The 22,808-nt window shown below is 51.7% G+C and carries 21 protein-coding genes; 17 read left to right on the top strand and 4 right to left on the bottom strand.

The features are described from left to right. Positions 1-19 precede the first annotated feature (19 nt). Both KD147_RS12285 and KD147_RS12280 read right to left on the bottom strand, forming a co-directional pair. Positions 20-1,000 (bottom strand): DUF2860 family protein, encoded by a 981-nt coding sequence (locus KD147_RS12285; RefSeq protein WP_212548045.1) that lies wholly within the window; start codon positions 998-1,000, stop codon positions 20-22. A gap of 139 nt (positions 1,001-1,139) precedes the next feature. Continuing rightward, positions 1,140-1,712, bottom strand: a complete 573-nt coding sequence (locus KD147_RS12280; RefSeq protein ID WP_105253211.1) for a TetR/AcrR family transcriptional regulator — start codon at positions 1,710-1,712, stop codon at positions 1,140-1,142. 239 nt (positions 1,713-1,951) lie between these two features. Here KD147_RS12280 and KD147_RS12275 point away from each other — a divergent pair, with 239 nt between their 5' ends. Continuing rightward, positions 1,952-2,536 carry a hypothetical protein gene (locus tag KD147_RS12275; protein WP_249319209.1) on the top strand — a complete coding sequence of 195 codons (585 nt, stop codon included), beginning with the start codon at positions 1,952-1,954 and terminating at the stop codon, positions 2,534-2,536. On the opposite strand, the gene KD147_RS12270 is transcribed toward KD147_RS12275, so the two are convergent. Both KD147_RS12270 and KD147_RS12265 read right to left on the bottom strand, forming a co-directional pair. Beyond that, positions 2,533-4,122 (bottom strand): MASE1 domain-containing protein, encoded by a 1,590-nt coding sequence (locus KD147_RS12270; protein ID WP_212548044.1) that lies wholly within the window; start codon positions 4,120-4,122, stop codon positions 2,533-2,535. The genes KD147_RS12275 and KD147_RS12270 overlap by 4 nt on opposite strands. Continuing rightward, a complete protein-coding gene (locus tag KD147_RS12265; RefSeq protein ID WP_212548043.1) occupies positions 4,109-4,741 on the bottom strand; it encodes a response regulator transcription factor in 633 nt (210 codons plus the stop codon). The genes KD147_RS12270 and KD147_RS12265 overlap by 14 nt, the downstream gene beginning before the upstream one ends. Before the next feature lie 249 nt (positions 4,742-4,990). Here KD147_RS12265 and KD147_RS12260 point away from each other — a divergent pair, with 249 nt between their 5' ends. The 16 genes from KD147_RS12260 (at position 4,991) to ftsA (ending at position 22,795) form a co-directional block, all read left to right on the top strand. After that, positions 4,991-5,824 carry a pirin family protein gene (locus tag KD147_RS12260; protein WP_212548042.1) on the top strand — a complete coding sequence of 278 codons (834 nt, stop codon included), beginning with the start codon at positions 4,991-4,993 and terminating at the stop codon, positions 5,822-5,824. 9 nt (positions 5,825-5,833) lie between these two features. Next, positions 5,834-6,814, top strand: coding sequence for a glutathione S-transferase family protein (locus KD147_RS12255; RefSeq protein WP_212548041.1), 981 nt, complete (start codon positions 5,834-5,836; stop codon positions 6,812-6,814). A gap of 501 nt (positions 6,815-7,315) precedes the next feature. Further along, a complete protein-coding gene (gene mraZ, locus KD147_RS12250; protein WP_105213444.1) occupies positions 7,316-7,774 on the top strand; it encodes a division/cell wall cluster transcriptional repressor MraZ in 459 nt (152 codons plus the stop codon). Positions 7,775-7,797: 23 nt separating this feature from the next. Then, positions 7,798-8,736 (top strand): 16S rRNA (cytosine(1402)-N(4))-methyltransferase RsmH, encoded by a 939-nt coding sequence (gene rsmH / locus KD147_RS12245; protein WP_105199360.1) that lies wholly within the window; start codon positions 7,798-7,800, stop codon positions 8,734-8,736. Then, positions 8,733-9,059: a cell division protein FtsL gene (ftsL, locus tag KD147_RS12240; RefSeq protein WP_105188517.1), complete on the top strand. Its 327-nt coding sequence runs from the start codon at positions 8,733-8,735 to the stop codon at positions 9,057-9,059. Before rsmH ends, ftsL begins: the two co-directional genes overlap by 4 nt. Further along, positions 9,056-10,879 (top strand): peptidoglycan D,D-transpeptidase FtsI family protein, encoded by a 1,824-nt coding sequence (locus KD147_RS12235; protein ID WP_212548040.1) that lies wholly within the window; start codon positions 9,056-9,058, stop codon positions 10,877-10,879. The genes ftsL and KD147_RS12235 overlap by 4 nt, the downstream gene beginning before the upstream one ends. Continuing rightward, positions 10,872-12,341, top strand: a complete 1,470-nt coding sequence (gene murE, locus KD147_RS12230) for a UDP-N-acetylmuramoyl-L-alanyl-D-glutamate--2,6-diaminopimelate ligase (RefSeq protein WP_212548039.1) — start codon at positions 10,872-10,874, stop codon at positions 12,339-12,341. Before KD147_RS12235 ends, murE begins: the two co-directional genes overlap by 8 nt. Continuing rightward, positions 12,338-13,723 carry a UDP-N-acetylmuramoyl-tripeptide--D-alanyl-D-alanine ligase gene (locus tag KD147_RS12225; protein ID WP_212548038.1) on the top strand — a complete coding sequence of 462 codons (1,386 nt, stop codon included), beginning with the start codon at positions 12,338-12,340 and terminating at the stop codon, positions 13,721-13,723. The genes murE and KD147_RS12225 overlap by 4 nt, the downstream gene beginning before the upstream one ends. Continuing rightward, positions 13,723-14,805: a phospho-N-acetylmuramoyl-pentapeptide-transferase gene (gene mraY / locus KD147_RS12220; protein WP_105188514.1), complete on the top strand. Its 1,083-nt coding sequence runs from the start codon at positions 13,723-13,725 to the stop codon at positions 14,803-14,805. Before KD147_RS12225 ends, mraY begins: the two co-directional genes overlap by 1 nt. Then, positions 14,806-16,140: a UDP-N-acetylmuramoyl-L-alanine--D-glutamate ligase gene (gene murD, locus KD147_RS12215; protein ID WP_212548037.1), complete on the top strand. Its 1,335-nt coding sequence runs from the start codon at positions 14,806-14,808 to the stop codon at positions 16,138-16,140. Next, positions 16,137-17,357 carry a cell division protein FtsW gene (gene ftsW, locus KD147_RS12210; protein ID WP_212548036.1) on the top strand — a complete coding sequence of 407 codons (1,221 nt, stop codon included), beginning with the start codon at positions 16,137-16,139 and terminating at the stop codon, positions 17,355-17,357. Before murD ends, ftsW begins: the two co-directional genes overlap by 4 nt. Next, complete coding sequence (gene murG / locus KD147_RS12205; protein WP_212548035.1) at positions 17,354-18,409, top strand: undecaprenyldiphospho-muramoylpentapeptide beta-N-acetylglucosaminyltransferase; 1,056 nt, start codon at positions 17,354-17,356, stop codon at positions 18,407-18,409. The genes ftsW and murG overlap by 4 nt, the downstream gene beginning before the upstream one ends. Further along, complete coding sequence (murC, locus tag KD147_RS12200) at positions 18,409-19,881, top strand: UDP-N-acetylmuramate--L-alanine ligase (RefSeq protein WP_212548034.1); 1,473 nt, start codon at positions 18,409-18,411, stop codon at positions 19,879-19,881. Before murG ends, murC begins: the two co-directional genes overlap by 1 nt. After that, entirely contained in the window at positions 19,878-20,789 is a 912-nt protein-coding gene (locus KD147_RS12195) for a D-alanine--D-alanine ligase (protein WP_212548033.1), read from the top strand. Before murC ends, KD147_RS12195 begins: the two co-directional genes overlap by 4 nt. Then, positions 20,790-21,569: a cell division protein FtsQ/DivIB gene (locus KD147_RS12190; RefSeq protein ID WP_212548032.1), complete on the top strand. Its 780-nt coding sequence runs from the start codon at positions 20,790-20,792 to the stop codon at positions 21,567-21,569. After that, a complete protein-coding gene (gene ftsA / locus KD147_RS12185) occupies positions 21,566-22,795 on the top strand; it encodes a cell division protein FtsA (RefSeq protein WP_212548031.1) in 1,230 nt (409 codons plus the stop codon). Before KD147_RS12190 ends, ftsA begins: the two co-directional genes overlap by 4 nt. The last annotated feature ends 13 nt before the right edge of the window (positions 22,796-22,808 follow it).

Here is a 22,808-nt window from a genome sequence, read left to right as displayed (position 1 = left end):
CTGTGCATCGCTCTTAGCTTTAAAAACGGTAGCGCAGACCCATGGCGGCAAAGTTTTCGGTTTCGTCGTAAAACTCAATGTTGGAGTCGGTGCGGCGCGTACCACCGGAGGCCACAAACGACCAGTTGTCCCAGCCCTCAATTTTGTCATAGCTGTACGCCACGATGGCCGAGTAACGATCGTCTTCTTGTACCTGATTGAAAATCGGATTCATTTCATCGTTTTCTGTGCTGCGGTAGCGCGCCGACAGGGCCAGGGAGTGATTACCGAATACTGTGGTGTAGGTTAGCTCTACGCCGTAACCGTCCAGGGACATGGCCTCGCCATCGGCATCGAAATCATTGTAGTTGGCGCCTAGTTTGAAATTCGACTGTGGACCCAGGTCAAACACATAACCGGCTTCGAGGTAGTACCCGTCGCCTTCACGCTCTAGCTGGTCTTGAAACGCCGAGTAGCTGTTGAGGCCCGAATCTTCATCGTCAACCTTGCGGCTAAAACCGGTTAGCTGGGCGTAGAAGTTGGTATCAAGAATATTCTTGTAGGTAATGCGTACCGCATCATCGCCCATATCGGTGTCGTGGCGGCGCTCGTCGGTCATATAGGGGTCACGCCAGACTTCATCGGCGATCACATTGGGGATCAAGGCCACGGCCAGAGTGGATTTCTCGCCCACTTCCACGCGATAACCGAGGGCAACGGAAAACAACCCAGTGCGAACGCCGTCACGGGTTTCGCCGTTAATAAAGAATTGCTGGTTATTGGTATCGCCAAAGGTGTATTTGACCGACCCGATAGGGAAGGCGACCACTTCATCTTCTTTATCACCATCGCTGTTTAGTTGGCCGGTTTTTACTTTGTCATCGCCGCTATAAAGGTTACTTTTGTGGCTGCGGGCACTGGCCATAAAGGATACGTCGCCACTCCAACCCGCCTCACCTAAATCGGCGAAGGCACTGCCACTGGCTAGAAAGGCGATAGGTGCTAAATATTGAATCTTCATACTTCTGTGTCTCCACGGTTAAAAACTTTTCAATGACTGAGTAAGCAATTTAACTTTATTAATCGAACGTTCGTTCTTTTAATGGGTGTAAAAAAACAGGTGTGTATTACCTGCTTAATGTATTTGGCTCTAAAGAGAGTTAGCGGCTAACCGCTCGCCATGCCATATCGACCGTCGCCTCGAGCAATTGCGCATCCACCTCGATTTCCCGGTTCAGATGAGCCTGGATCAGGTAGGTGATGGGGGCTATGGTCAGTGCATGCACAACCGGTTTCGGGTAACTGACTACCAATCCTTCGGTTACGGCCCGGGTGTAAAGCTCATGTAAAGGTGCATCGCATTCTAGGCCCCGTGCACGCGCCTGAGCACTGACATTGGGCGAATTTTTAAATTGCTCCTGAAAAGAAAACATAATGGGATTAGCGATAAAAAAAGCAAACATATTGCGAATATACTGGCAAAAAACACTCTTTACCGAGGTGTCGCTATGCACGTCGCCGAAATAGGCATTTGCCGATTCTTCCTTGAGCATCACATACAGCTTGTTCAGCATGTCTTCCTTATTTTCGAAATAAACATATAAGGTTGATGCCGACACGCCAGCCGCCCGGCCAATTTTAGACATGGATGCACCGGCAAGTCCTTGCTCGGTGACCACCCGCATGGCAGCGCGATAGATGGCTTGTTTTTTATTATCGTCTTTTAATCTCATAACAAAACGAACGTTCACTTAAAGCGAGGAGGATTATGATTCCTTGCGCCTGACTCTGTCAACGGCCAACGGCGGCCTGGTAAACTTAGGTTACAAATTGTCAGTTCTAGGTACGCTTTTTAACGGATTGTCTTTTTTACTAATCGGAGATCGGGCTCAAGGGAAGCAGCGCAATAAGAATCTTTCCTAGCAGGGTTAGGAAAATCGGTGATTCACTCAGCCAGCACTAGGCTTAACATATGGTCCAAGAGCATATGCAGGAGCCGATGATGAGTCTAATTGAAGCCAGTACCAAGGAGTTTGGTAATACCCTAGTGCTATTGCACAGTTTGGGGTCATCTAACTATCGTATTGAGTGGTTCAGTAAGATGACCGGGGCTTCCGTCAGTTTGGCGCGATTAAGGCAGGGAAAATATGTGGTGATCCGCAAGTGGGCGACAAGCCGCAATATGGCCGATGTTTCCAGTGAGTTTGATAGACGTAACCAGGCGCTTATTCACTTTCTTAATAATGTTGATGTCATTAGAGCGAAAGAGGATCGCGTGCTGGCGGCAAAGCAGCATTGTGTAAGCTTATTCACCAAGCATGAGGGCCTAAAGCCGATTACTAAATGCCATTTCCCCAAGCCCAGACTGCAAGGGGCAATCGGCAAAGATGTGGTGATTAAATCCAAACTCGGTGACCGTGACCTTGCCACCGGCGTTCTGTTGCAACTGGTGGGTAATCAAGCCGAAGTACAATTGCATCCAGATTCTTATGCGGAGCAGGAAACTGATAGCGCACACAGGCAAAAATTCTATGCCAAACAGGTGTACCTGTGTTAAGCCTTAGCAACGTGTGGTGTTGATAAGGGCAAGCTAACATCAATGGTAAAGCCGTCATCAGTACTAAATCGACACACGCCTCCCAGTGCCAAAGCTCGTTCTTTAATAAAAGTGAGGCCATAGTGGCCAGAGTCGGCACAGGGACGCAGAGCTACTCCATTATCCTGAATATGCAATTCTAGATGATCCTTCGCGAGGTTAATGGTCAGCCTAAGGAGACTGGCATTACTGTGTTTTATGCAATTGGTTATGGCTTCTTGGCTGATACGGTATAAGGCGATCTGGTGCCCTTCGGGTACATGTGAGTGCAGCTCCAGTCGACATTGATACTCGATCCCTGCCTTTTGTAGCAGAGCGGCGCATTGGCCTTGTTTTAATGCCGCAGCTAAACCGAGTTCGTCCAATTCTCGAGGGCGCAGGTAATGCATTAATTGATAAACGGAATCATACATGCTGTTGGCATTGTTTTTCAGATCGCTAATTATGGCCGCCGCGGCCTTGTCTCCGAGTTGTGACAAGATGGCTAGGTCGGTTTTTAAGGCGGTGAGATTTTGTCCCAGCTCATCATGCAGCTCTTGAGAGAGGTGTTTGCGTTCACTTTCTTGTACTTGCACCATTTTACCCGCAAGTTGGATGTTTTTTTGCAGCAAGGCCTGAAGCTCTGAATTGTTTTTTTGCAGGGCCTGGTTGTTATGTTTTAATTCGTTGATGGCTGCGCCAAGCACCAGGCTGGTGATGCCATTGGCGAGTATAAAGAGCTGGCTAATGTAGGTATTGCTGGGCTGCTGTGTAAGGCTGGCTTCAACGATAAATAGGCCATTGATAAGCGTGGCGCTGCAAATTGCACCAAGCATCCCAAACTGGTAGCAGAACCAAATAATGGGTAGCAAGGAAGCCAAGCGCAGCAGACCATAAGTATCAGGTCGCAAGAGATAAATGCTTACTGACAACACAAGCAAGCAGGCAAGCACTAGGTACAAGTGAATAAGCTTGCGCTTAGCAAGGTGCAAGTGCTCCCAGCGGCAGGCTGCAAGGGCCATAAGTAAGGGAGTTAGTAGGATGATGCCGGTCAGATCGCCAAGACTCATATTTATCTGGTATTGCAGTAATTGGTCGCCTGTTAGCCAGGTTGTAAATTCAAAAGCACTGCCAAATAGTAGCCATTTACTAAAGCAGCTAAGGGTAGCCAACAGTAAAAAAGCTAAGACTCCTTGGCTTGAGCGCAGGCTCACCTGCCAGCGGCTATTTTTAAATAACCAAAGAGTGGTGAAGAAAAAAGCTTCTTGCCAAAAGCCATGCCATAATTCGAATTGCCATTGCTGGTTGTAATGTAAGCCAAGGTAGGCGGCAAACAGCCTAGAGGTAAGCCAGAGATTGGGCCAGAAACGATAAGGAAGCAGTAGGGCGAACGCGAGTTTGACTCCAGCAGGAAGGTATATCGCACTGCTTTCCGGCGCTGTTTCTAAAAAACTGCTGAGCCAAAAAGCGCCGCCAAGCAGAACAAAATAAACACAGGCACAAAGCAGTTGTAGTCCCAGTTCATGGGCAAAAGATGAAATGGACGCACGGTTGCTAAGCGAGTTCATCAAGCTGCACCGCGCCGATCTCTATGGCTATTTTTAGTAGTTCGAATGAGGTAGACACATTGAGCTTGGCATAAATATTGGCTTTATGAACATGAGCGGTTTTGGGCATCATCCCTAGCTCCTGCGCCACTTGTTTTGCATTTAGGCCTTTGGCAAACAGAGGAAGCGCCTGGCGTTCACGCTTAGTGAGTTGCTCGACCGATGCGCAAGATGCTTGGCTGGTGACAAGGCGAACGTCTTTACTAAGGTAGCGTCTGCCTGCAGCGACACTTTTTACCGCATCGATTAGTTCTTCCGCCGCCGAGCGTTTAGAAACATACCCCAGGGCACCAAGACGTAGGGCTTGGTTTACATAGGGGTCGCCGTCATGCATGGAGGCAACAATTAGCTTAATGTCTGGAAATCGTTGCTGTAGGTAGGAGAGAAACGTTAACCCAGTTTCATCATCGCTTAAAGAGATGTCGACAATAAACAGTTGGGGTTGTTCCAAGGTCACCGCAAGTTTGGCCTCGGCGACCGAGCTGGCCTCTATAGTTACTTGCCAGCCACTTTGTAACTCCAACAGCTTTTTAAAACTATCCCTGACCAGTAGGTGATCTTCAATGATACCAATCTGCATTTATCCCTCCATTTGTAATGATTATATATCGAAATCAGAGTGTTAGATCTAGGAATAATTCTTATATCTGGTTTGCGCTAGGACCTGGTTAAGGGAAATTTGCCGTGGTCAGCGAGCGAGATACGCCAGTTGGATGATGAGGAACAAGATAAGTATGCTAAAAATTAGCATCCTCCATGCTGTTTTCTCGCATTACTTTTCACAAAAACGCACACTAAACTGGCCGTAAAAGCACTTTGGAGAAATCGTATGAAGGTTTTACATGTTTTACAGGCCCAGCCGACACAGGATGGTGACGGCGTTAATATTCGCCGCGTGGCCGGGTTCGATGGTCGTTACCTTGATCCTTTTTTAATGTTGGACGAACTTAAATCCGATGATCGCAAAGATTATATGGGTGGCTTTCCGCCGCATCCCCACCGCGGCATCGAAACCTTTACCTATCTGATAAAAGGCGGCTTTGAGCACAGGGATCACCTGGGTAATCAAAAGGCCATTCGCAGTGGCGATGTACAGTGGATGAGTACGGGGCGTGGGGTTATACACAGTGAAATGCCTCTGGCCGAAAGTGAGGGCCTGCATGGTTTTCAAATCTGGATCAATATGCCCAGTGCCGAGAAAATGCGTCCGCCTCGCTACCAGGATTCTACCTCTACCCCCTTGCCGGTCATTGAAAATGGCACTGGTGCCCGCTTGCATGCACTTGGCGGTAGCTGGCAAGTGGCAGAGCAAATTGCCGAGTCGCCGCTTAATAATCTGGCGGCAGATGCGGCGTTGGCCGATGTGGAGTTGCAACCCGGCGGGCGGCTGGATTTAGCGCCGCTACATCAGTCTAAGGTGATGGTCTATATCCATACGGGCAGCTTGGCGCAGGGCCAATATAAGGCGGGTGATCTCTTGATCCTTGAGCCGGGCAGTGACATTGCTCTTAGCTCGGAGCAAGGAGGTGGCACGTTGATCTTGGCCGGTGAGCCTTTGAAGCAGCCGATCGCCCATATGGGGCCCTTTGTGATGACCACGCAAGAAGAGTTGATGCAAGCGGTGCGTGATTATCAGGCCGGTCGTTTTGGCACAATCGAATAGGAGAGCAGCATGGGATTATTAGTACAAGGTCAATGGCGCGATCAATGGTATGACACCGAATCGAGTCAGGGGGAATTTAACCGGGAAGCGGCCCAGTTGCGTAACTGGGTCACGGCCGATGGTGAAGCGGGTCCAAGTGGCGAGGCGGGATTTAAGGCACAAAAGGGGCGCTATCATTTATATGTGTCTTTGGCCTGTCCCTGGGCTCATCGTACCCTGATATTTCGCCAACTTAAGGGGTTGGAAGACTACATAGATGTGTCCGTGGTCAGCCCGGATATGCTCTCAAACGGTTGGACCTTCAATCGAGGAGAGGGCAGCAGCGGCGATGCCTTGTTTGCCAGTGAGTTTATGCACCAGATCTACACGCGTAATAAAGCCGATTACAGTGGCCGGGTGACCGTGCCCGTGCTGTGGGACAAACAAACCAACCGCATTGTCAGCAATGAATCGGCGGAAATCATACGTATGTTTAACTCAGCGTTTAACGCCCTGACCGGGGACGAACAGGATTTTTATCCGCAAGAGTTGCACAGTGAAATAGACGAGATCAACGCCTTTGTTTACGAAAATATCAATAATGGCGTGTATCGTGCCGGGTTTGCGACCACGCAGCGAGCCTATGAGCAAGCCTTTGATGCTTTATTTAAGGCCCTCGACCACCTTGAGCTGCGCTTGAGTAAACAGCGCTACTTGGTGGGCAACAGGCTCACCGAGGCGGACTGGCGTTTATTTACCACCTTGATCCGCTTTGATGCCGTGTACTTCGGCCACTTTAAGTGCAATCTGCGCACCATAGAGAGTTATCCAAACTTATCTCAATATGTGCGTGAGCTGTATCAGCACCCGGGTGTGGCCGACACCACAGACTTTAACCATATAAAGCGTCACTATTATTTTAGTCATGGCCAAATTAACCCCACACGCGTGGTGCCTAAGGGACCCAGACTAGATTTTACCCGCCCTCATAACCGCCGCTTTTTCGCTTAGGCGGGTGATAACCTATGTCGTGTCGGAACTGTCCGGTGCGACATTTTTTTTTGCCTGTTTTTTACTCACTCGCTCCTCTGAGAGTAACATTATTCACATTTAACCTCGTCCCTTATCAAGGCACTTTGAGGGCAGGAATGGGGGCTAATCACAGCCATTTTTTGTCTTTTAAACGCTCAATTGTTAATACAAAATACCTAGCTTTTATCCGCTCTAGAGGGCGGGTAGCCTGAACTTTTTGATGTCAAACTTGAATAAAAAGTGAACGAAAGATGCCTCTCTAATCATCCACTCCACTTTTTTCCACCTAATTCAGGGACTTCCCTTAAAGCCGCATTTTATCTAGGGTTAGACGCCATTTTCCACACTTTCATTGCTTGACAAAAAGCCTTGTCAAGCCCTAGACTGTAGTTCAGTGGGAAATTGTGGGTATAAGTGGATCTTTATGGATCTATAACCCGCAAACAATAACAAGCAACAAACGGACGGCATTTTTAACTCATGTTTCGCGGCACAAGCACACTCAGCCTTGATGACAAGGGCCGGTTTGCGATACCAACCAAGTATCGTAATCAGCTGCTTGCGGATAATGGCGGCGAAATTATATGCACCATCAATATTGGCGACCCCTGTTTGTTGCTCTACTCCCTCAGTGAATGGCAAATCGTTGAACAGCGTCTCGCCGCCCTCTCGAATATGAAAGAACGGGCCAAACGCATGCAGCGCTTGGTGCTGGGTAACGCCATGGATTATCAGCTTGATAAGAATGGTCGTGTGTTGCTGGCGCCGCATTTGCGCGATTATGCGAAGCTCGATAAGAAAATCGTTTTGGTAGGGCAGTCGAACAAGTTTGAAATCTGGGATGAGACGTTGTGGCAAGAGCGGATGGCCAAAGATATTGCCATCGAATTAGAACAAGATTTTGATCAGGATGAAGATCTCGGCGATTTTTCATTCTAACTCTATAGGGCGCGAGCACACGCATGAGCGAAGAATTTCAACACATCTCCGTACTGATGACGGAAACCATTGATGCCTTAGCAATTAAGCCAGACGGCATTTACATCGATGGTACCTTTGGCCGTGGCGGCCACTCCAGCGAGATTCTTGCCCGTTTGGGAGAAAAGGGCCGCTTGCAGGCCATAGATCAGGACCCTACGGCCATTGCTGCCGCCAAGCGCTTTGCCGATGATCCTCGTTTTAGCATTGCCCATAGCCGCTTTTCGCGTCTCGATGAGGTTGCCGAGGCGGCTGGGATCACAGGTCAGGTCGACGGTATCCTGCTGGATATCGGCGTTTCTTCGCCGCAGCTGGATGATGCCGGACGCGGCTTCAGCTTTATGAAAGACGGCCCGCTGGATATGCGCATGGACCCAAGCCAGGGGCGCAGTGCCGCTCAGTGGTTGGCCGAGGCTGAATTAGAGGACATGGTGTTTGTGTTTAAAAAGTACGGCGAAGAGAAATTTGCCCGCCGTATTGCCACCAAGATCATCGAAACCCGAGCACACACCGAGATTAACTCTACGGCGCAATTGGCACAGTTAATTGACGAGGCGGTGCCGGTAAAAGACAAACACAAGCACCCGGCCACACGTACCTTCCAGGCCATTCGTATTTATATCAACAGCGAACTGGAAGAGATTCAAACCGCGCTGCAGGCATCTCTGTCGGTGCTTAAACCCGGTGGTCGCCTGGTGGTAATTTCCTTCCATTCGTTGGAAGACCGAATCGTAAAACAATTTATCAAGAAGCAGAGCAAGGGAGAGGCTGTGCCTAGAGGTCTGCCATTAACCGATGCACAATTAAATAAAGAACTGACGTTAAAGGCAGTAGGCAAAGCCATTAAGCCGAGTGATGAAGAGATCGCTCGCAATAGCCGTGCGCGCAGCTCCGTCCTTCGTGTTGCCGAGAGATTGGGATGAGCCAACAACCAGTAAAACGCCAACCAAACCTCTTCGTCGAGATAATACGGGGATTGATTGACAACAAGCTAACGTTGGGGCTGCTTTTTTCTATTCTGTTCAGTGCGTTAGCCATAGTCCAGGTGACGCACTTATCGCGGGCGCAGCTGATCGCTCAGGATAAACTGCTGCAGGAACGTGATGAGCTTGATCTAAATTGGCGTTACTTATTGGTAGAAGAAGAATTTTATTCTCAGCATGCACGGATAGAGCAAATTGCCACCGAGCAGCTGAACATGAAACGACCAACCAGCGAAGATGAAGAAGTGGTGATAGTGCCATGAGAGCAACGAAACGCAAAAGCAATGCAAACAATTTAATTACCTGGCGCTTTGTGCTGGTATGCGCTGCTGTGCTGCTGGTTTTTGTGACTTTGGTGGCCCGTGCCGCCTATTTGCAGGTAATTGAACCGGATAAGGCGCGCAGCGAAAATGCCAAGCGCACGGTGCGGGTAGAAAAACTCCATGTGCAGCGCGGCATGATCTTCGACCGTCAAGGCAAAGAGCTGGCGGTAAGTGTGCCCGTGGTCAGTGTTTATGCCGATCCTAAAGCCATCGACAAGTACCTGCAAAGCAAGGTGGTTAAGCGCGCGAAAAAGCAAGGGGAAGATCCCCAGGATATTCTCGACCGTCCAGAGCACCTGGCCGAACTTAAATCTGCCTTTTACAAGCAGGATATGCGCTGGCGTGAGCTGGCCGATGTGCTGCGCTTAGAGCGCACCAATGTCGATACCCGTTTAACCGGCGATAAAGACCGTCGTTTTATCTACCTAAAACGTCAGGTAACACCAGCGGTGGCTAATTATATCGATGAGTTAAACCTGCCCGGCGTGCACCTGCTTGACGAGTCCAAACGTTATTACCCGGCCGGTGAGGTAACCGCCCATGTGCTCGGTTTTACCAATATCGACGGCCATGGTATCGAGGGGATTGAAAAGCTCTATGACGAAGCGCTGACCGGCACCGAAGGGCGTCGCACCATACGTAAGGATGCCCGCGGCCGTGAAGTGGCAGTGTTGGATGAACGTCAGCGTGTGGAACCGGAAGACATTCAGCTGTCTATCGACCAGCGTATTCAGGTTATTGCCTATAAAGCACTTAAATCGGCGGTGTTGACCTACAAGGCCACGTCCGGCTCCGCCATGGTGGTGGATGTTAAAACCGGCGAGATCCTGGCCATGGTTAACAGCCCTTCGTTTAATCCCAATAATTTGGAAGATGCGGCGCCGCACAAGCGTCGTAACCGCGCCATTACCGATTTATTCGAGCCGGGTTCAACCATTAAGCCGCTGACCATTTTGGCCGGTTTGGACTATGGCAATCTCGACGCCAAGGACACCATAGACACCTACCCGGGCTGGATGCGCGTCGGTGGCAGTCTGGTACAAGACACCCGTAACCGTGGCGAGATGTCGCTGCGCGAGATCCTCAAGGTCTCAAGTAACATGGGGGTGGCGAAAATTTCACAAGATCTGCCTAAAGACTATTTTGTCGGCCTGTTCGAGCGCGTTGGCTTTGGCAGCGAAACCGGCACGGGCATGATAGGCGAAAGCAGCGGCTTGTTTTATCCTAACCGTCGCTGGTCTGATTTTGAAATTGCTACATTGTCGTTCGGTTATGCCATTTCGGTGAGTACGGCCCAATTGGCGCGCTTTTACGCGACCCTGGGTGCCGGCGGCATTTCACGCCCACTGACCATATTAAAACAAGAAGAACCCTTACCCGGAGAGCGCGTTTTTCAAGAACAAGACGCCAAAGCCGTTGTCGAAATGATGGAAAGCGTATTTGAGAAAGGCGGCACCGCATCCAAGGTGAAGGTCGACGGTTATCGCGTCGCAGCGAAGACAGGTACTTCTAAGAAAGCGGTAGCCGGTGGTTACGGCGACGAATATGTCGGCTATTTTGCCGGCGTCGGCCCGGTCAGCGATCCGCGCCTGGCCGTGGTGGTCATGGTCAACGAACCCGGTGGCGATGTGTATTATGGCGGCGCCACAGCGGGTCCGGCGTTTGCCGAAATAATTTCCAATGCGCTGCGTATTCTTAACGTGGCGCCCGACTTAGAACCGGTAGCCAACCTAGCAGTAAAAGGAGGTGGAGATGCGTAATCTTCGCGAAGTACTCGCCCCTTGGGGAATCGATACCGAGATAGGCTTGGTCAACGAATTACAATTAGATAGTCGCCGCGTTCAACGTGGCGATGTGTTTGTGGCCATTAAAGGTCATCAACTCGATGGCGGTCAGTTTGCTCAGCAAGCCATCGCCCAAGGCGCCAGTGCGGTGATTGCCGACAGTCGCTGTGAACTTAATTGCGACGATGAGCGCATTATCGTTATTGAGCGTCTCAGTCTGCGTTTGAGCGAGCTGGCGGCGAGCTTTTATGGTCAGCCCAGTCACGCCTTTGATTTGGTCGGGGTAACCGGCACCAATGGCAAGTCCTCGACCACGGCGATGATCGCCTCCCTGGCTCAGCATTGCCAACGCCCCAGTGCCATTATCGGCACCTTAGGCTGGGGTGAGCTGGACAATCTTAATGAACTGGCCAACACCACGCCCTCGAGCGTCGAGTTACAACAGATTTTTGCTCTGCTAAAAGAGCAGCAAAAACAGCTGGTGGCGATGGAAGTGTCGTCTCATGGCCTGATCCAGGGGCGTGTTGCCAACAGCCGTTTTAAGGCCGCGGTATTCACTAATTTATCGCGGGATCACCTCGACTACCATGGCGATATGCAAAGCTACGGCGATGCCAAGCTGATCCTGATGCGCGATTGCGATGCCGAGCTGGTAGTGCTCAATCAGGACGATGCGGTGGCACAAACCTGGCTGGAAAAATACGACTTCCCCGAGTTGGTGGTGTATGGCCGTAAAACGCTGCCGCCAACCCATGGCCATTACCTGTATTTCAGCAAGGTGGAATTCCTGCCTCACGGCTTAAAGGCGCATATCGACAGCAGCTGGGGCGAGGGCGAAGTCACCTTACCTCTGTTTGGCGAGTTTAACCTCTATAACCTGGGGGCTGCGTTGGCCACCTTGCTGGGGCTGGGTTACCCCTTGGAGCAGTTGTTGGCGGCGTGCAAGCAGCTGCAACCTGTTGCTGGACGTATGCAGGCCTATAGCGCCGCTAATGGCCTGACCTGCGTGGTCGATTATGCTCATACCCCGGATGCCATCGAGTTGGCCCTGCAGGCGCTGCATCAGCATGCCCATGGTAAGGTCACCTGCGTATTTGGCTGTGGTGGCGACCGCGACAAGGGCAAGCGTCCCTTGATGGCCAAGGCGGCGCAAAAGTACGCCGACCGTATCGTGGTCACCAGTGACAATCCGCGCAGTGAAGACCCGCAAGCCATCCTCGATGATATCCGCGCTGGTTTCAGTGCCAACGTCGATGTGCAGTATGAAATCGACCGCGCCAAGGCCATTGCCTTGGCCATTACTCAGGCGCAGCTAGGCGATATAGTGCTTATCGCCGGTAAGGGCCATGAGGATTACCAGATTATCGGCGATCAGGTATTGCCGTTTTGTGATCGCACCCTGGTGCAGCAGTTATTGGCACAAGGAGCAACATCATGATCAGTATGGACTTAGATTGGCTAGCCAAGACCTTGGGTATTAGCTATCAGGGCAGCAACAGCAGCCTGAGCAATATCAATACAGATACCCGCACCTTATGCGACGGCGAGGTGTTTTTAGCGTTGCAAGGCCCTAACTTTGATGGCCACAACTTTATCGATGTTGCCGAGCGTCAAGGCGCGGTGGCGGTGATCGTGGCTCATCCGGTAGAAACCCATTTACCTCAGCTGGTAGTGGCCGATACCCGTATTGCCCTTGGGCAAATTGGTGCCGCGGTAAAAGCCGAGGTTGCCCCGAAAACCATTGCTATCACTGGCAGCGTGGGCAAAACCACGGTTAAAGAAATGTGTGCCGCCATTTTGGCGCAAAAAGGCTCGGTGCTGGCCACCAAGGGTAACTTCAATAACGATATCGGCGTGCCACTGACCTTGTTACGCCTTGAGCCTCAGCATCAATATGCGGTGATCGAGCTCGGTGCTAATCATCTTGGCGAAATTGCCTATACCACGGCGCTGACCAAGCCGGATGTGGCTGTGGTTTGTAATGTGGCCGAGGCACATCTGGAAGGATTCGGTTCCCTGCAGGGGGTGGCCACCGCCAAGGGTGAAATTTTCACCGGTTTGGCCGAGGACGGTGTGGCGGTGATCAATGCCGACAGCGAGTTTAAACAACAATGGCTCGATGGTCTGGGCACCCGCCAGGTTAAACAGTTTTCGACCAGCGAACACCTGGATGTATGGGCCGAAGAGGTGACATTAGACGCCCTGGCTCGACCTTCCTTTATGCTTTGCAATAAGGATGAGCGTGTTGCCGTGACCCTGGCCATGCCCGGCCAACACAATGTCACCAATGTGCTCATCGCGGCGGCATTAACCAGCAGCTTGGGCTGTAGCCTTGCGGACGTGGCCAGTGGCCTGGCCAATATGGCGCAGGTAAAAGGGCGCGTGAATATTATCGAGGTAACAAGTCAGCTTACAGTCATTGATGATACTTACAATGCCAACGTGAGATCGGTACAAGCGGCCATTGACTTGTTGGCGCAGGTGCCGGGGTATCGGGTATTAGCTCTCGGCGACATGAATGAACTCGGCGAAGGCGCACGACAATACCATCAACAAGTAGGTGAATATGCTAAGCAAAAAGGCATTGAAGCCGTCTATTCTCTGGGCGTATTAAGCCGTTACGCCAGTGATGTCTATGAACAAGCCGGACGCCACTTTTCTGGGCGCGACCAACTTCTTGAGCAAATGCTTAAGGACTTACGACAGACACAACAAAAAATTACGGTAGTCGTGAAGGGATCGCGCAGTTCTCGCATGGAGCTTTTAGTGGAAGATTTAGTGGCGCATGGCAAACAGTTAGCCGGCGAGGGAGAGAAGTAATGTTAGTGTGGCTGGCTGAATACCTAACCCAGTTTTACAGCGGGTTTAATGTATTTTCTTATTTGACGCTTCGAGCCATCTTAGGAATTTTGACGGCGCTGATGCTGTCTTTGTATTTTGGTCCGAAACTCATTGCCGCCTTACAGCGCATGCAGATCGGACAAACCGTACGTGACGACGGTCCGCAGTCTCACTTAAGCAAGTCGGGCACCCCAACCATGGGGGGCTTGTTGATCCTGGGAGCAATTTTTGTCAGTACCCTGTTATGGGCCGATTTAAGCAATAAATACGTGTGGGCCACCTTGTTTGTGATTGGCTCTTTGGGCGTTGTCGGCTTTATCGATGATTATCGTAAAGTTATACGCAAAGACCCTAAGGGTCTGATTGCCAAATGGAAATACTTCTGGCAGTCGGTGATTGCCCTGGTCGTCGCCTTTGCCCTGTATGCCAGCTCGCAACAGGCGGCGGAAACCGCATTAATCGTGCCCTTCTTTAAGGATGTGATGCCGCAGCTTGGACTTTTCTACATCATCATGACTTATTTTGTGGTGGTCGGTACGTCCAATGCCGTTAACCTCACCGATGGTCTTGACGGCCTGGCCATAGTGCCAACCATTTTAGTGGCGTCGGCGCTGGCCATCATGGCCTATGTGACCGGTCATGCGAACTTCTCAAGCTATCTGCATCTGCCGCATTTGCCACTGACCAGTGAGCTGGTTGTGGTCTGTACCGCCATCGTCGGTGCTGGCCTGGGTTTCTTGTGGTTTAACACCTACCCGGCGCAGGTCTTTATGGGCGATGTGGGCTCATTGGCCCTGGGCGGTGCGCTTGGCATTATCGCCGTGCTGGTACGTCAGGAGCTGGTGCTAGTGATTATGGGCGGGGTCTTCGTCATGGAGGCGGTGTCTGTGATCTTGCAGGTGGGCTCATACAAGTTACGGGGCGAGCGGATATTCCGCATGGCGCCTATTCACCACCATTACGAATTAAAGGGCTGGCCGGAGCCGCGCGTGATCGTGCGCTTTTGGATTATTTCCATCGTGCTGGTACTTGCTGGATTGGCAACATTGAAGATCAGGTAAATGGGCTATTTAAAGACGCTTAAAAATAAACGTATTGCGGTGCTTGGGCTGGGAGTTTCCGGTCTGGGCACAGTGCGTTTTTTGCATGCCCATAAATTGGCGCCAGTGCTTATCGACTCGCGTCAGCAGGTGCCTACTCAGTTGTGGTTAGACTCTCATGTGCCGCACCTGGAGCAGCGTTTTGGTCCCTTAGCAGAAGCCGACCTGACATCCTTCGACTTAATCTTGATCGGCCCCGGATTGGCACTGGCTACCCCACAAGTGCAGCAGGCCATTGCCGCCGGTGTGGAAGTGATTGGCGATGTTGAGTTGTTTGCCCGCATCAATACCAAGCCGGTGTTGGCGGTGACCGGCTCAAACGGCAAGTCGACCGTGGTTTCCCTGCTAGCCAAGGTGCTTGAGCGCGGCGGCCTGCATATTGGTCTAGGTGGTAATATCGGCACCGCGGTGCTGGATTTACTGGCTTTGGACGCCGATGCCTATGTTTTAGAGTTATCGAGCTTCCAGTTGGAAACCACCTCCAGCCTGGCGGCCAAAAGCGCCTGTATTTTGAATCTGTGTGAAGATCACATGGACAGATATGAGGATATGGGCGGCTATATCGATGCCAAACAGCGCATCTATCAGGGCTGCGAGCTGGCCGTTTACAACAGTGACGATGCCGATACCGCACCGGGACAGGACAATAGCGCCGAGCGCATGAGCTTTGGTTTAGCGCAGGGCGACTACCATACTATGATGCACCAAGCCGAAGCCTACTTTGCCTTTCGCCAGCAGCCCATTTTACCTTGCGCCAGCAGCTTGCTGCCAGGCAGCCATAATCGCTTGAATGTATTGGCTGTGATGGCCTTATGTCACCCCTTTGCCTTTGATGCCGGCGTTTTTGAGCGGGCGTTACAGGAATTTACCGGCTTGGATCACCGCTGCCAGTATGTAGATACCCTCAATGAGGTACGCTACTTCAATGATTCCAAGGCCACCAATGTGGGCGCCACCATAGCCGCGATTAACGGCTTTGCCGACGAGCCGGGACGCTTAATTTTAATTGCCGGTGGCGATGCTAAGGGTGCCGATTTAACGCCCTTGCAAGAGCCGTTACTCAATCAGGTCGCTGAACTAATTTGTTTGGGCAAAGACGGCGCAGCCATTGCCGCACTGAAGCCCGGCAGTCATCAGGTGAACGATATGGCGGCGGCGGTACGCTGCGCTAAAGCCTGTGCTCGTCCTGGCGATATCGTCTTGTTGGCACCGGCCTGTGCCAGCCTGGATATGTATGCCAATTACATGATGCGCGGAAACGATTTTGCACAGCAAGTGCATGAGGGGGAGGCATGAACTGGGATCGCATTAAAGACCTGTTGCATCTAAAGCCCTCGGGTCAGTTATACGATGTGCCCTTGCTTTATACCCTGTTGTGTTTAGTGGGGATTGGTTTTGTCATGGTGACCAGTGCCTCCATGCCAGAGGCCGAGCGCCTGTTCGACAACCCTTATCATATTATGGTGCGCCAGGCGGTGTTTATGGTGATGGCGCTGTTCTTATTCACCCTGGCAACCAGTTTGAAAATGCAGTGGTGGAAGGTCGCCAACACCTATCTCTTGTTTATGGGCTTGGGCCTGCTTATCGCGGTGCTGGTACTAGGCAATGAAATCAATGGCTCGAAGCGTTGGATCCCCTTTGGCCCTATCAATATTCAGGCCTCGGAAGTGGCTAAGCTGTTCTTCTTTAGTTACTTGGCTGGCTACCTGGTGCGTAAGCGTGACGAGGTTCAGGAAAACTTTAAGGGCTTTGTGAAACCCATCAGCGTGTTTGTTCTGTACGCTGGTTTGATTTTGTTACAACCGGATCTTGGCACCGTGGTGGTGATGTTCGTGACCACGGTTGGCCTGCTGTTTTTGGCCGGTGCCAAGTTGTGGCAGTTCTTTGCTTTGATGCTCTCGGGTATTGGCCTGGTGATCGCCCTGATCGTCTTTGAACCCTATCGTTGGGCCCGGGTCGTGGGCTTTTTGGAGCCTTGGGATGATCCCTTCGGTAAAGGTTATCAGCTGGTGCAGTCGCTAATGGCTTATGGCCAGGGGGGCTGGTTTGGTCAGGGCTTGGGTAACAGTGTGCAAAAGTTGCAATATATGCCGCACGCCCACAATGACTTTATTTTTGCCGTGGTCGCAGAAGAGCTGGGTTTTGTCGGTGTGTTCACCGTGTTGGTGTTATTAGGCACCTTGGTATTTCGGGCGTTGCTTATTGGTCAGCGTGCGCTGAAGGCCAATAAAGAATACGAAGGTTATTTAGCCCTGGGTATAGGCATTTGGTTTGCATTTCAGTCCATGGTCAATGTCGGCGCCAGCGCCGGTATCTTACCGACCAAGGGGCTGACCTTGCCTTTTATCTCCTACGGTGGCTCGAGTTTGCTGGTGATGGCCATTGCCGCCGGGGTATTATTCCGCATCGATTTTGAAACCAAGATGGCAACCAAGCAGGCGACTTCCAGGGGCAACGCCCGTGGTCATCGTCGCGTGGCACCAAGCCCCACAGCAGTACAGGAGGCGGCATGAATAAATCATTGGTAGTGGTTGCCGGCGGCACAGGCGGGCATATTTTCCCCGGCATCGCCGTGGCCCAATACCTGCGCGAGCAGGATTGGCAGGTCTCCTGGATCGGCACGGATGATAGAATGGAAGCGGATGTGGTGCCCAAACACGGCATCGACATCGACTTTATTCGCGCTCAGGGCGTACGTGGTAACGGCTTAAAACGCCTGTTCCAAGCGCCCTTGATGATAGCCAAGGCGTTTTTTGCGGCACGTAAGATTCTAAAGAAACGTCGCCCTGCGGCGGTGTTGGCCATGGGCGGCTATGTAACCGGGCCTGTGGGTCTGGCGGCGAAAAGCCTGGGGATCCCCTTAGTGATCCATGAGCAAAATGCCGTGGCCGGCATGAGTAATAAGTTGCTGGCCAAGCTGGCTAACAGCTGTTTGGGCGCTTTTCCCGGCGCCTTGCCACAAAGCGATTTTCAGGTGGTCGGTAACCCGGTACGCCAGTCGCTAATGAATATCGCCCCACCAGAGGTTACTGCGCCCATCAACATCCTAGTTGTGGGCGGCTCGTTGGGAGCGCAGGTATTAAATGATACCTTGCCTGCGGTGTTCGCCGAACTGGCAAAAAAACACACCCTGGCGCTGTGGCATCAAACCGGTAAGGGCCGCTCCAGCAAGGTGCAGGAGCAATATCAGATGCATCAACTTGAGGCCAAGGTGAGCGACTTTATCGACGATATGGATGCCGCCTATGCTTGGGCTGACCTGGTTATTTGCCGCGCCGGTGCTTTGACCGTGAGTGAAGTGGCGGCCGCCGGTCGCATGGCCTTGTTTGTGCCATTTCCACATGCCGTGGACGACCATCAAACCGCCAATGCCCAGTATTTGGTCGGCGGCGATGCGGCCTTATGTATGCAGCAAGGCGATTTCCATCAAGCCGCCGTGGTTGAGGCGCTAGCGCCGTATTTTCAGCAGCCCCAATTAATTACCGAGATGGGTAAGCGCGCGAAGGCGCTGGCCAAACTCGATGCAACCGCAGCGGTTGCAAAACAATGTGAGCAGTATAGTTAATGACAGTAACAACAGGCACAGCCCAACAGCAGGGCACGCAACAACAAGGGCAACGACCGGCCATGCGCCGCGTTGAAACCATTCATTTTATCGGCATAGGTGGTGCCGGTATGGGCGGTATTGCCGAAGTACTAGCCTATGAAGGGTATCGCATCACGGGTTCTGACATTGCTCAAAGTGCGATGACGGAGCGCTTGATCAAAGCCGGTGCCGAAGTGTTTATCGGTCATGATCAGAACAATGTGAAAGATGCTTCTGTGGTGGTGGTCTCTACCGCCATCAATGAACAGAACCCAGAGATTATCGCCGCCCGTAACGCGCGTATTCCTATCGTGCGCCGTGCGGAAATGTTGGCCGAGCTGATGCGTTTTCGTCATGGTATCGCCATTGCCGGTACCCATGGTAAAACCACCACCACCAGTTTGGTTGCCAGTATTTTTGCCGAGGCTAAGCTGGATCCCACCTTTATCATCGGTGGCTTGCTTAATAGCGCCGGCAGTAATGCCAAAGTGGGCTCAAGTCGTTTCCTCATTGCCGAAGCCGACGAGAGCGATGCTTCCTTCTTACACCTGCAGCCCATGGTTTCTGTGATCACTAACATTGAAGAAGATCACATGGATACCTACGAGGGCAGTCTGGAGAAAATGAAGGACACCTATGTGGAATTCATCCATAACCTGCCGTTTTACGGTTTGGCCGTGGTTTGCATCGACTCGCCGGTGGCCCGTGAACTGATCCCACGCTTTTCTCGTCAGGTCACCACCTACGGTGAACATGAAGGTGCGGATTATCGTCTGGCCGACTTTACCCAGGATGCCAGCACCTGCTCCTTTACGGTGACCTCGAAACAGGGGGAGCGTCTTGAGGTGACCCTGAATATGCCGGGTAAACACAATGCCCTGAATGCCACAGCGGCCATCGCCGTTGCTAAGGATGAGGGGATTGGGGACACCGCGATTTTACAGGCGTTGGAGAAGTTCGAAGGCATTGGCCGTCGCTTCCAGCATTATGGTGAGTTTACCAATGAGCGTGGCAAGGTGATGCTGGTGGATGACTATGGTCATCACCCCAGTGAGGTGGCAGCCACCATTAAGGCGGCCCGCGACGGTTGGCCGCAAAAGCGCCTGGTGATGATCTATCAGCCGCACCGTTATAGCCGCACCCGCGACCTATACGAAGACTTCGTTAAGGTATTGGGCGACGTCGACCAGCTAATTTTGCTTGATGTTTACGCCGCCGGGGAAGAGCCGATTGTGGGTGCCGACTCAAAAAGCCTGTGCCGCAGTCTGCGCCAGCGTGGTAAAGAGCCCTTACACGTGGCGAATAATAACGAATTAGCGAGCGTTCTTGCTACCACCTTGGCTGATGACGATCTGGTGATCACTCAAGGGGCGGGCAATATAGGTCAGCTGGTTAAAAAGCTGGCCGCAACCGAATTACAGATTGAAAAGTTACAGCAGGTGTCGTCATGAATCAGCCATTTGGCAAGGTAGCAGTTTTACTAGGTGGTTCATCTGCCGAGCGCGAAGTGTCGCTTAAGTCCGGCAGCGCAGTGCATGCGGCCTTTATTCAGACCGGTGTTGATGCGCATCTGTTTGACCCGGCAGAGCGTCCCTTGCACGAACTTGCGCAAGAAGGTTTTGACCGTGTCTTTATCGCCCTGCACGGCCGTGGCGGTGAGGATGGCACCTTGCAAGGGGCCCTGGAATTTATGGGCTTACCTTATACCGGTTCTGGCGTCTTGGGTTCGGCCCTGGCGATGGATAAAATTCGCTGTAAACACCTGTTTCAGGTGGCGGGTCTGCGTACCGCCCCTTACGTGGTGGTGTCGAAAAGTCAGGGTTTCGATTGCGCTGAAATTATAGAGCAACTGGGTCATGTGATGGTGAAGCCTTCTCATGAAGGCTCGAGTATCGGTATGGCCGAGGCCAACAATGCTGAGGAGCTGGCACAAGCTCTGGAAGCGGCATTTAAGTTTGACGATGAGGTACTGGTTGAGCAGTGGCTGAGTGGCCGCGAATTTACCGTATCGATTTTGACTGACAAGGCGCTGCCGGTCATTGAGATGCGCACGCCAAGCGGTTTTTATGACTATCAGGCCAAGTATCAATCGAGCACCACGGAGTATTACTGTCCTGCGGATCTGAGCGCAGCGCAAACGGCGCAGCTGCAAGAAATGGCGGAGCAGGCCTTTAATCTGGTGGGAGCCAAAGGCTGGGGCCGAGTCGATGCCATGCAGGGTGCCGACGGAGAGTTCTACCTGCTTGAGGTGAATACCGTGCCTGGGATGACGGAAAAATCCTTGGTACCCATGGCGGCCAAAGCTACGGGCGTGGATTTTACCGCGCTTGTAGTCAAAATTTTGGAGCAAACTCTGTAAATGGCGACATTAAGGGAAAAGCTGAGCGAACTTAAACAGGGAACCAATTGGTCGCTGCTGTTTGGCTTGAGCTTTTTTCTGCTGGTGGTGTTCCTGGTGCTGAAGTTGACCTTCAACTTCTCCGACTGGCTGGTTCGGGATAAAGATGCCCAGCTGAAGCAGTTGCAGGTGTTGGGCGAGCCCAAATACACCGCCGAGCGGGCCATTATCGAGGCCATTAAGCAGGCGGATTTGGACAGCTTTTTTGAGCTTGATGTAAAGCAGGTGCAGGAGCTGGTCACCGATTTACCTTGGGTTGCCAGTGCTTCGGTGCGCAAGCAATGGCCGGATACCTTGCAGGTGTATGTGGTGGAACATAAGGCGGTGGCGTTTTGGAATGATGACCAATTGCTCAATAGCCGAGGACAAGTGTTTACCGCGCCGCAAGAAGGCATAAAGGACTCATTGCCAAGTTTGTTCGGCCCCGAGGGCAGCGAGCTGGAAGCCTGGCAGACCTTTAATCGCTTCGAGGAACTGTTTGCGGTTAACAACCTTAAATTATCGAGTCTGGCGTTGTCTGAGCGTTTTGCCTGGCAGTTATGGCTGGATAACGGCATTCGCCTAAATTTGGGGCGAGATGATAAAGCAAAACGCGTACAAAGATTTATTGATGTCTACCCGCACTTGAAAAAACGTCAAGATGTACAAGTAGATGTCGTTGATTTGCGATATGATACCGGGCTTGCGGTGCAATTTAAGCCGCTGGCAGTAACGGAAGAAGAACAAAAGAGTAAGGTATGACCAAGTCAGTAGAACGTAACCTTGTTATCGGTTTGGATGTGGGCACCTCGAAAGTGGTGGCTACGGTCGGTGAGATCACCGATGACAACAAGCTCAGCATTGTTGGTGTGGGCCGCCAGGTATCCCATGGTATGGATAAGGGTGGCGTCAATGACTTGAACCTGGTTTCTGAGTCTATCCGTCGTGCCATCGATGAAGCCGAGCTGATGGCCGACTGCCGCATTAGCTCCGTGTACCTGGGTATTTCCGGTAAGCATATTCAATGTCAGAACGAAACCGGTGTGGTGGCAATTAACAACACCGAAGTGACCGACGAAGACATAGACAACGTTATCCACATTGCTCGTTCCGTGCCTATTTCAGCCGAGCGCAAGATGCTCCATGCCTTACCGCAAGAATACAGTATCGACATGCAAGAGGGCATTAAAAACCCGCTCGGCATGAGCGGCGTGCGCATGGAAGCCAAAGCCCATATCATTACCTGTTCCAACGACATGGCGAAAAACATTGAAAAATGTGTCGAGCGCTGTGGCCTGCAAGTAGACCAGCTTATTTTCAATGCCCTGGCGTCCTGTTACTCGGTGCTGACCGAAGACGAAAAAGAGCTGGGCGTGGCGGTACTGGATATTGGTGGCGGTACCATGGATATCACCATTTACATCAATGGCGCCTTACGTCATTCCGCGGTGATCCCGGTGGCGGGTAACCAGGTAACCGGCGATATTGCCAAGATTTTCCGTACGCCCATTTCTCACGCCGAAGCCATTAAGGTGCAGCACGCCTGTGCCAGCAGCCAAATGGCCAGTAATGAAGAACAAATTGAAGTACCTAGCGTTGGCGGGCGTCCTTCGCGTATTATGTCGCGCCACACCTTATCCGAGGTGGTTGAGCCGCGTTTTAGAGAATTATTTGAACTGGCGCTCGAAGAAATTCGTCGCTCCGGTTTTGAAGATCAAATTGCCGCCGGATTGGTTGTTACCGGCGGCAGTGCAAAGATGACCGGTGCTTTGGAAGTGGCAGAAGACATCTTCCAAATGCCGGTGCGTATCGGTAGTCCACTAGGGATAACGGGATTAACCGATTATGTAAGCGATCCCTCGTTTGCAACCGCCGTAGGTTTGTTACAATATGGTCGGACCATGCAGTCGATCAACGCAACGAAATCGAAAGCGGACGAGGGTAACTGGTGGGGCCGTATTACTAAATGGTTCCAGGGTGAGTTTTAGTACTCAAGTCGGA

The sequence above is a fragment of the Pseudoalteromonas sp. BDTF-M6 genome, assembly GCF_018334135.1.
Taxonomy (GTDB): Bacteria; Pseudomonadota; Gammaproteobacteria; order Enterobacterales; family Alteromonadaceae; genus Pseudoalteromonas.
The sequence above is the reverse complement of the archived record's forward strand: the minus strand, read 5'-3'. Positions and strand labels throughout refer to the sequence as shown.

Coding starts and splice junctions, on each gene's coding strand:
- mraZ (WP_105213444.1), top strand. CDS start 7,316: ATGTTTCGCGGCACAAGCACACTCAGCCTTGATGACAAGGGCCGGTTT.
- KD147_RS12285 (WP_212548045.1), bottom strand. CDS start 1,000: ATGAAGATTCAATATTTAGCACCTATCGCCTTTCTAGCCAGTGGCAGT.
- KD147_RS12270 (WP_212548044.1), bottom strand. CDS start 4,122: ATGAACTCGCTTAGCAACCGTGCGTCCATTTCATCTTTTGCCCATGAA.
- KD147_RS12235 (WP_212548040.1), top strand. CDS start 9,056: ATGAGAGCAACGAAACGCAAAAGCAATGCAAACAATTTAATTACCTGG.
- murG (WP_212548035.1), top strand. CDS start 17,354: ATGAATAAATCATTGGTAGTGGTTGCCGGCGGCACAGGCGGGCATATT.
- mraY (WP_105188514.1), top strand. CDS start 13,723: ATGTTAGTGTGGCTGGCTGAATACCTAACCCAGTTTTACAGCGGGTTT.
- ftsA (WP_212548031.1), top strand. CDS start 21,566: ATGACCAAGTCAGTAGAACGTAACCTTGTTATCGGTTTGGATGTGGGC.
- KD147_RS12275 (WP_249319209.1), top strand. CDS start 1,952: ATGGTCCAAGAGCATATGCAGGAGCCGATGATGAGTCTAATTGAAGCC.
- KD147_RS12265 (WP_212548043.1), bottom strand. CDS start 4,741: ATGCAGATTGGTATCATTGAAGATCACCTACTGGTCAGGGATAGTTTT.
- KD147_RS12195 (WP_212548033.1), top strand. CDS start 19,878: ATGAATCAGCCATTTGGCAAGGTAGCAGTTTTACTAGGTGGTTCATCT.
- KD147_RS12225 (WP_212548038.1), top strand. CDS start 12,338: ATGATCAGTATGGACTTAGATTGGCTAGCCAAGACCTTGGGTATTAGC.
- KD147_RS12260 (WP_212548042.1), top strand. CDS start 4,991: ATGAAGGTTTTACATGTTTTACAGGCCCAGCCGACACAGGATGGTGAC.
- murC (WP_212548034.1), top strand. CDS start 18,409: ATGACAGTAACAACAGGCACAGCCCAACAGCAGGGCACGCAACAACAA.
- murD (WP_212548037.1), top strand. CDS start 14,806: ATGGGCTATTTAAAGACGCTTAAAAATAAACGTATTGCGGTGCTTGGG.
- rsmH (WP_105199360.1), top strand. CDS start 7,798: ATGAGCGAAGAATTTCAACACATCTCCGTACTGATGACGGAAACCATT.
- murE (WP_212548039.1), top strand. CDS start 10,872: ATGCGTAATCTTCGCGAAGTACTCGCCCCTTGGGGAATCGATACCGAG.
- KD147_RS12190 (WP_212548032.1), top strand. CDS start 20,790: ATGGCGACATTAAGGGAAAAGCTGAGCGAACTTAAACAGGGAACCAAT.
- KD147_RS12255 (WP_212548041.1), top strand. CDS start 5,834: ATGGGATTATTAGTACAAGGTCAATGGCGCGATCAATGGTATGACACC.
- KD147_RS12280 (WP_105253211.1), bottom strand. CDS start 1,712: ATGAGATTAAAAGACGATAATAAAAAACAAGCCATCTATCGCGCTGCC.
- ftsL (WP_105188517.1), top strand. CDS start 8,733: ATGAGCCAACAACCAGTAAAACGCCAACCAAACCTCTTCGTCGAGATA.
- ftsW (WP_212548036.1), top strand. CDS start 16,137: ATGAACTGGGATCGCATTAAAGACCTGTTGCATCTAAAGCCCTCGGGT.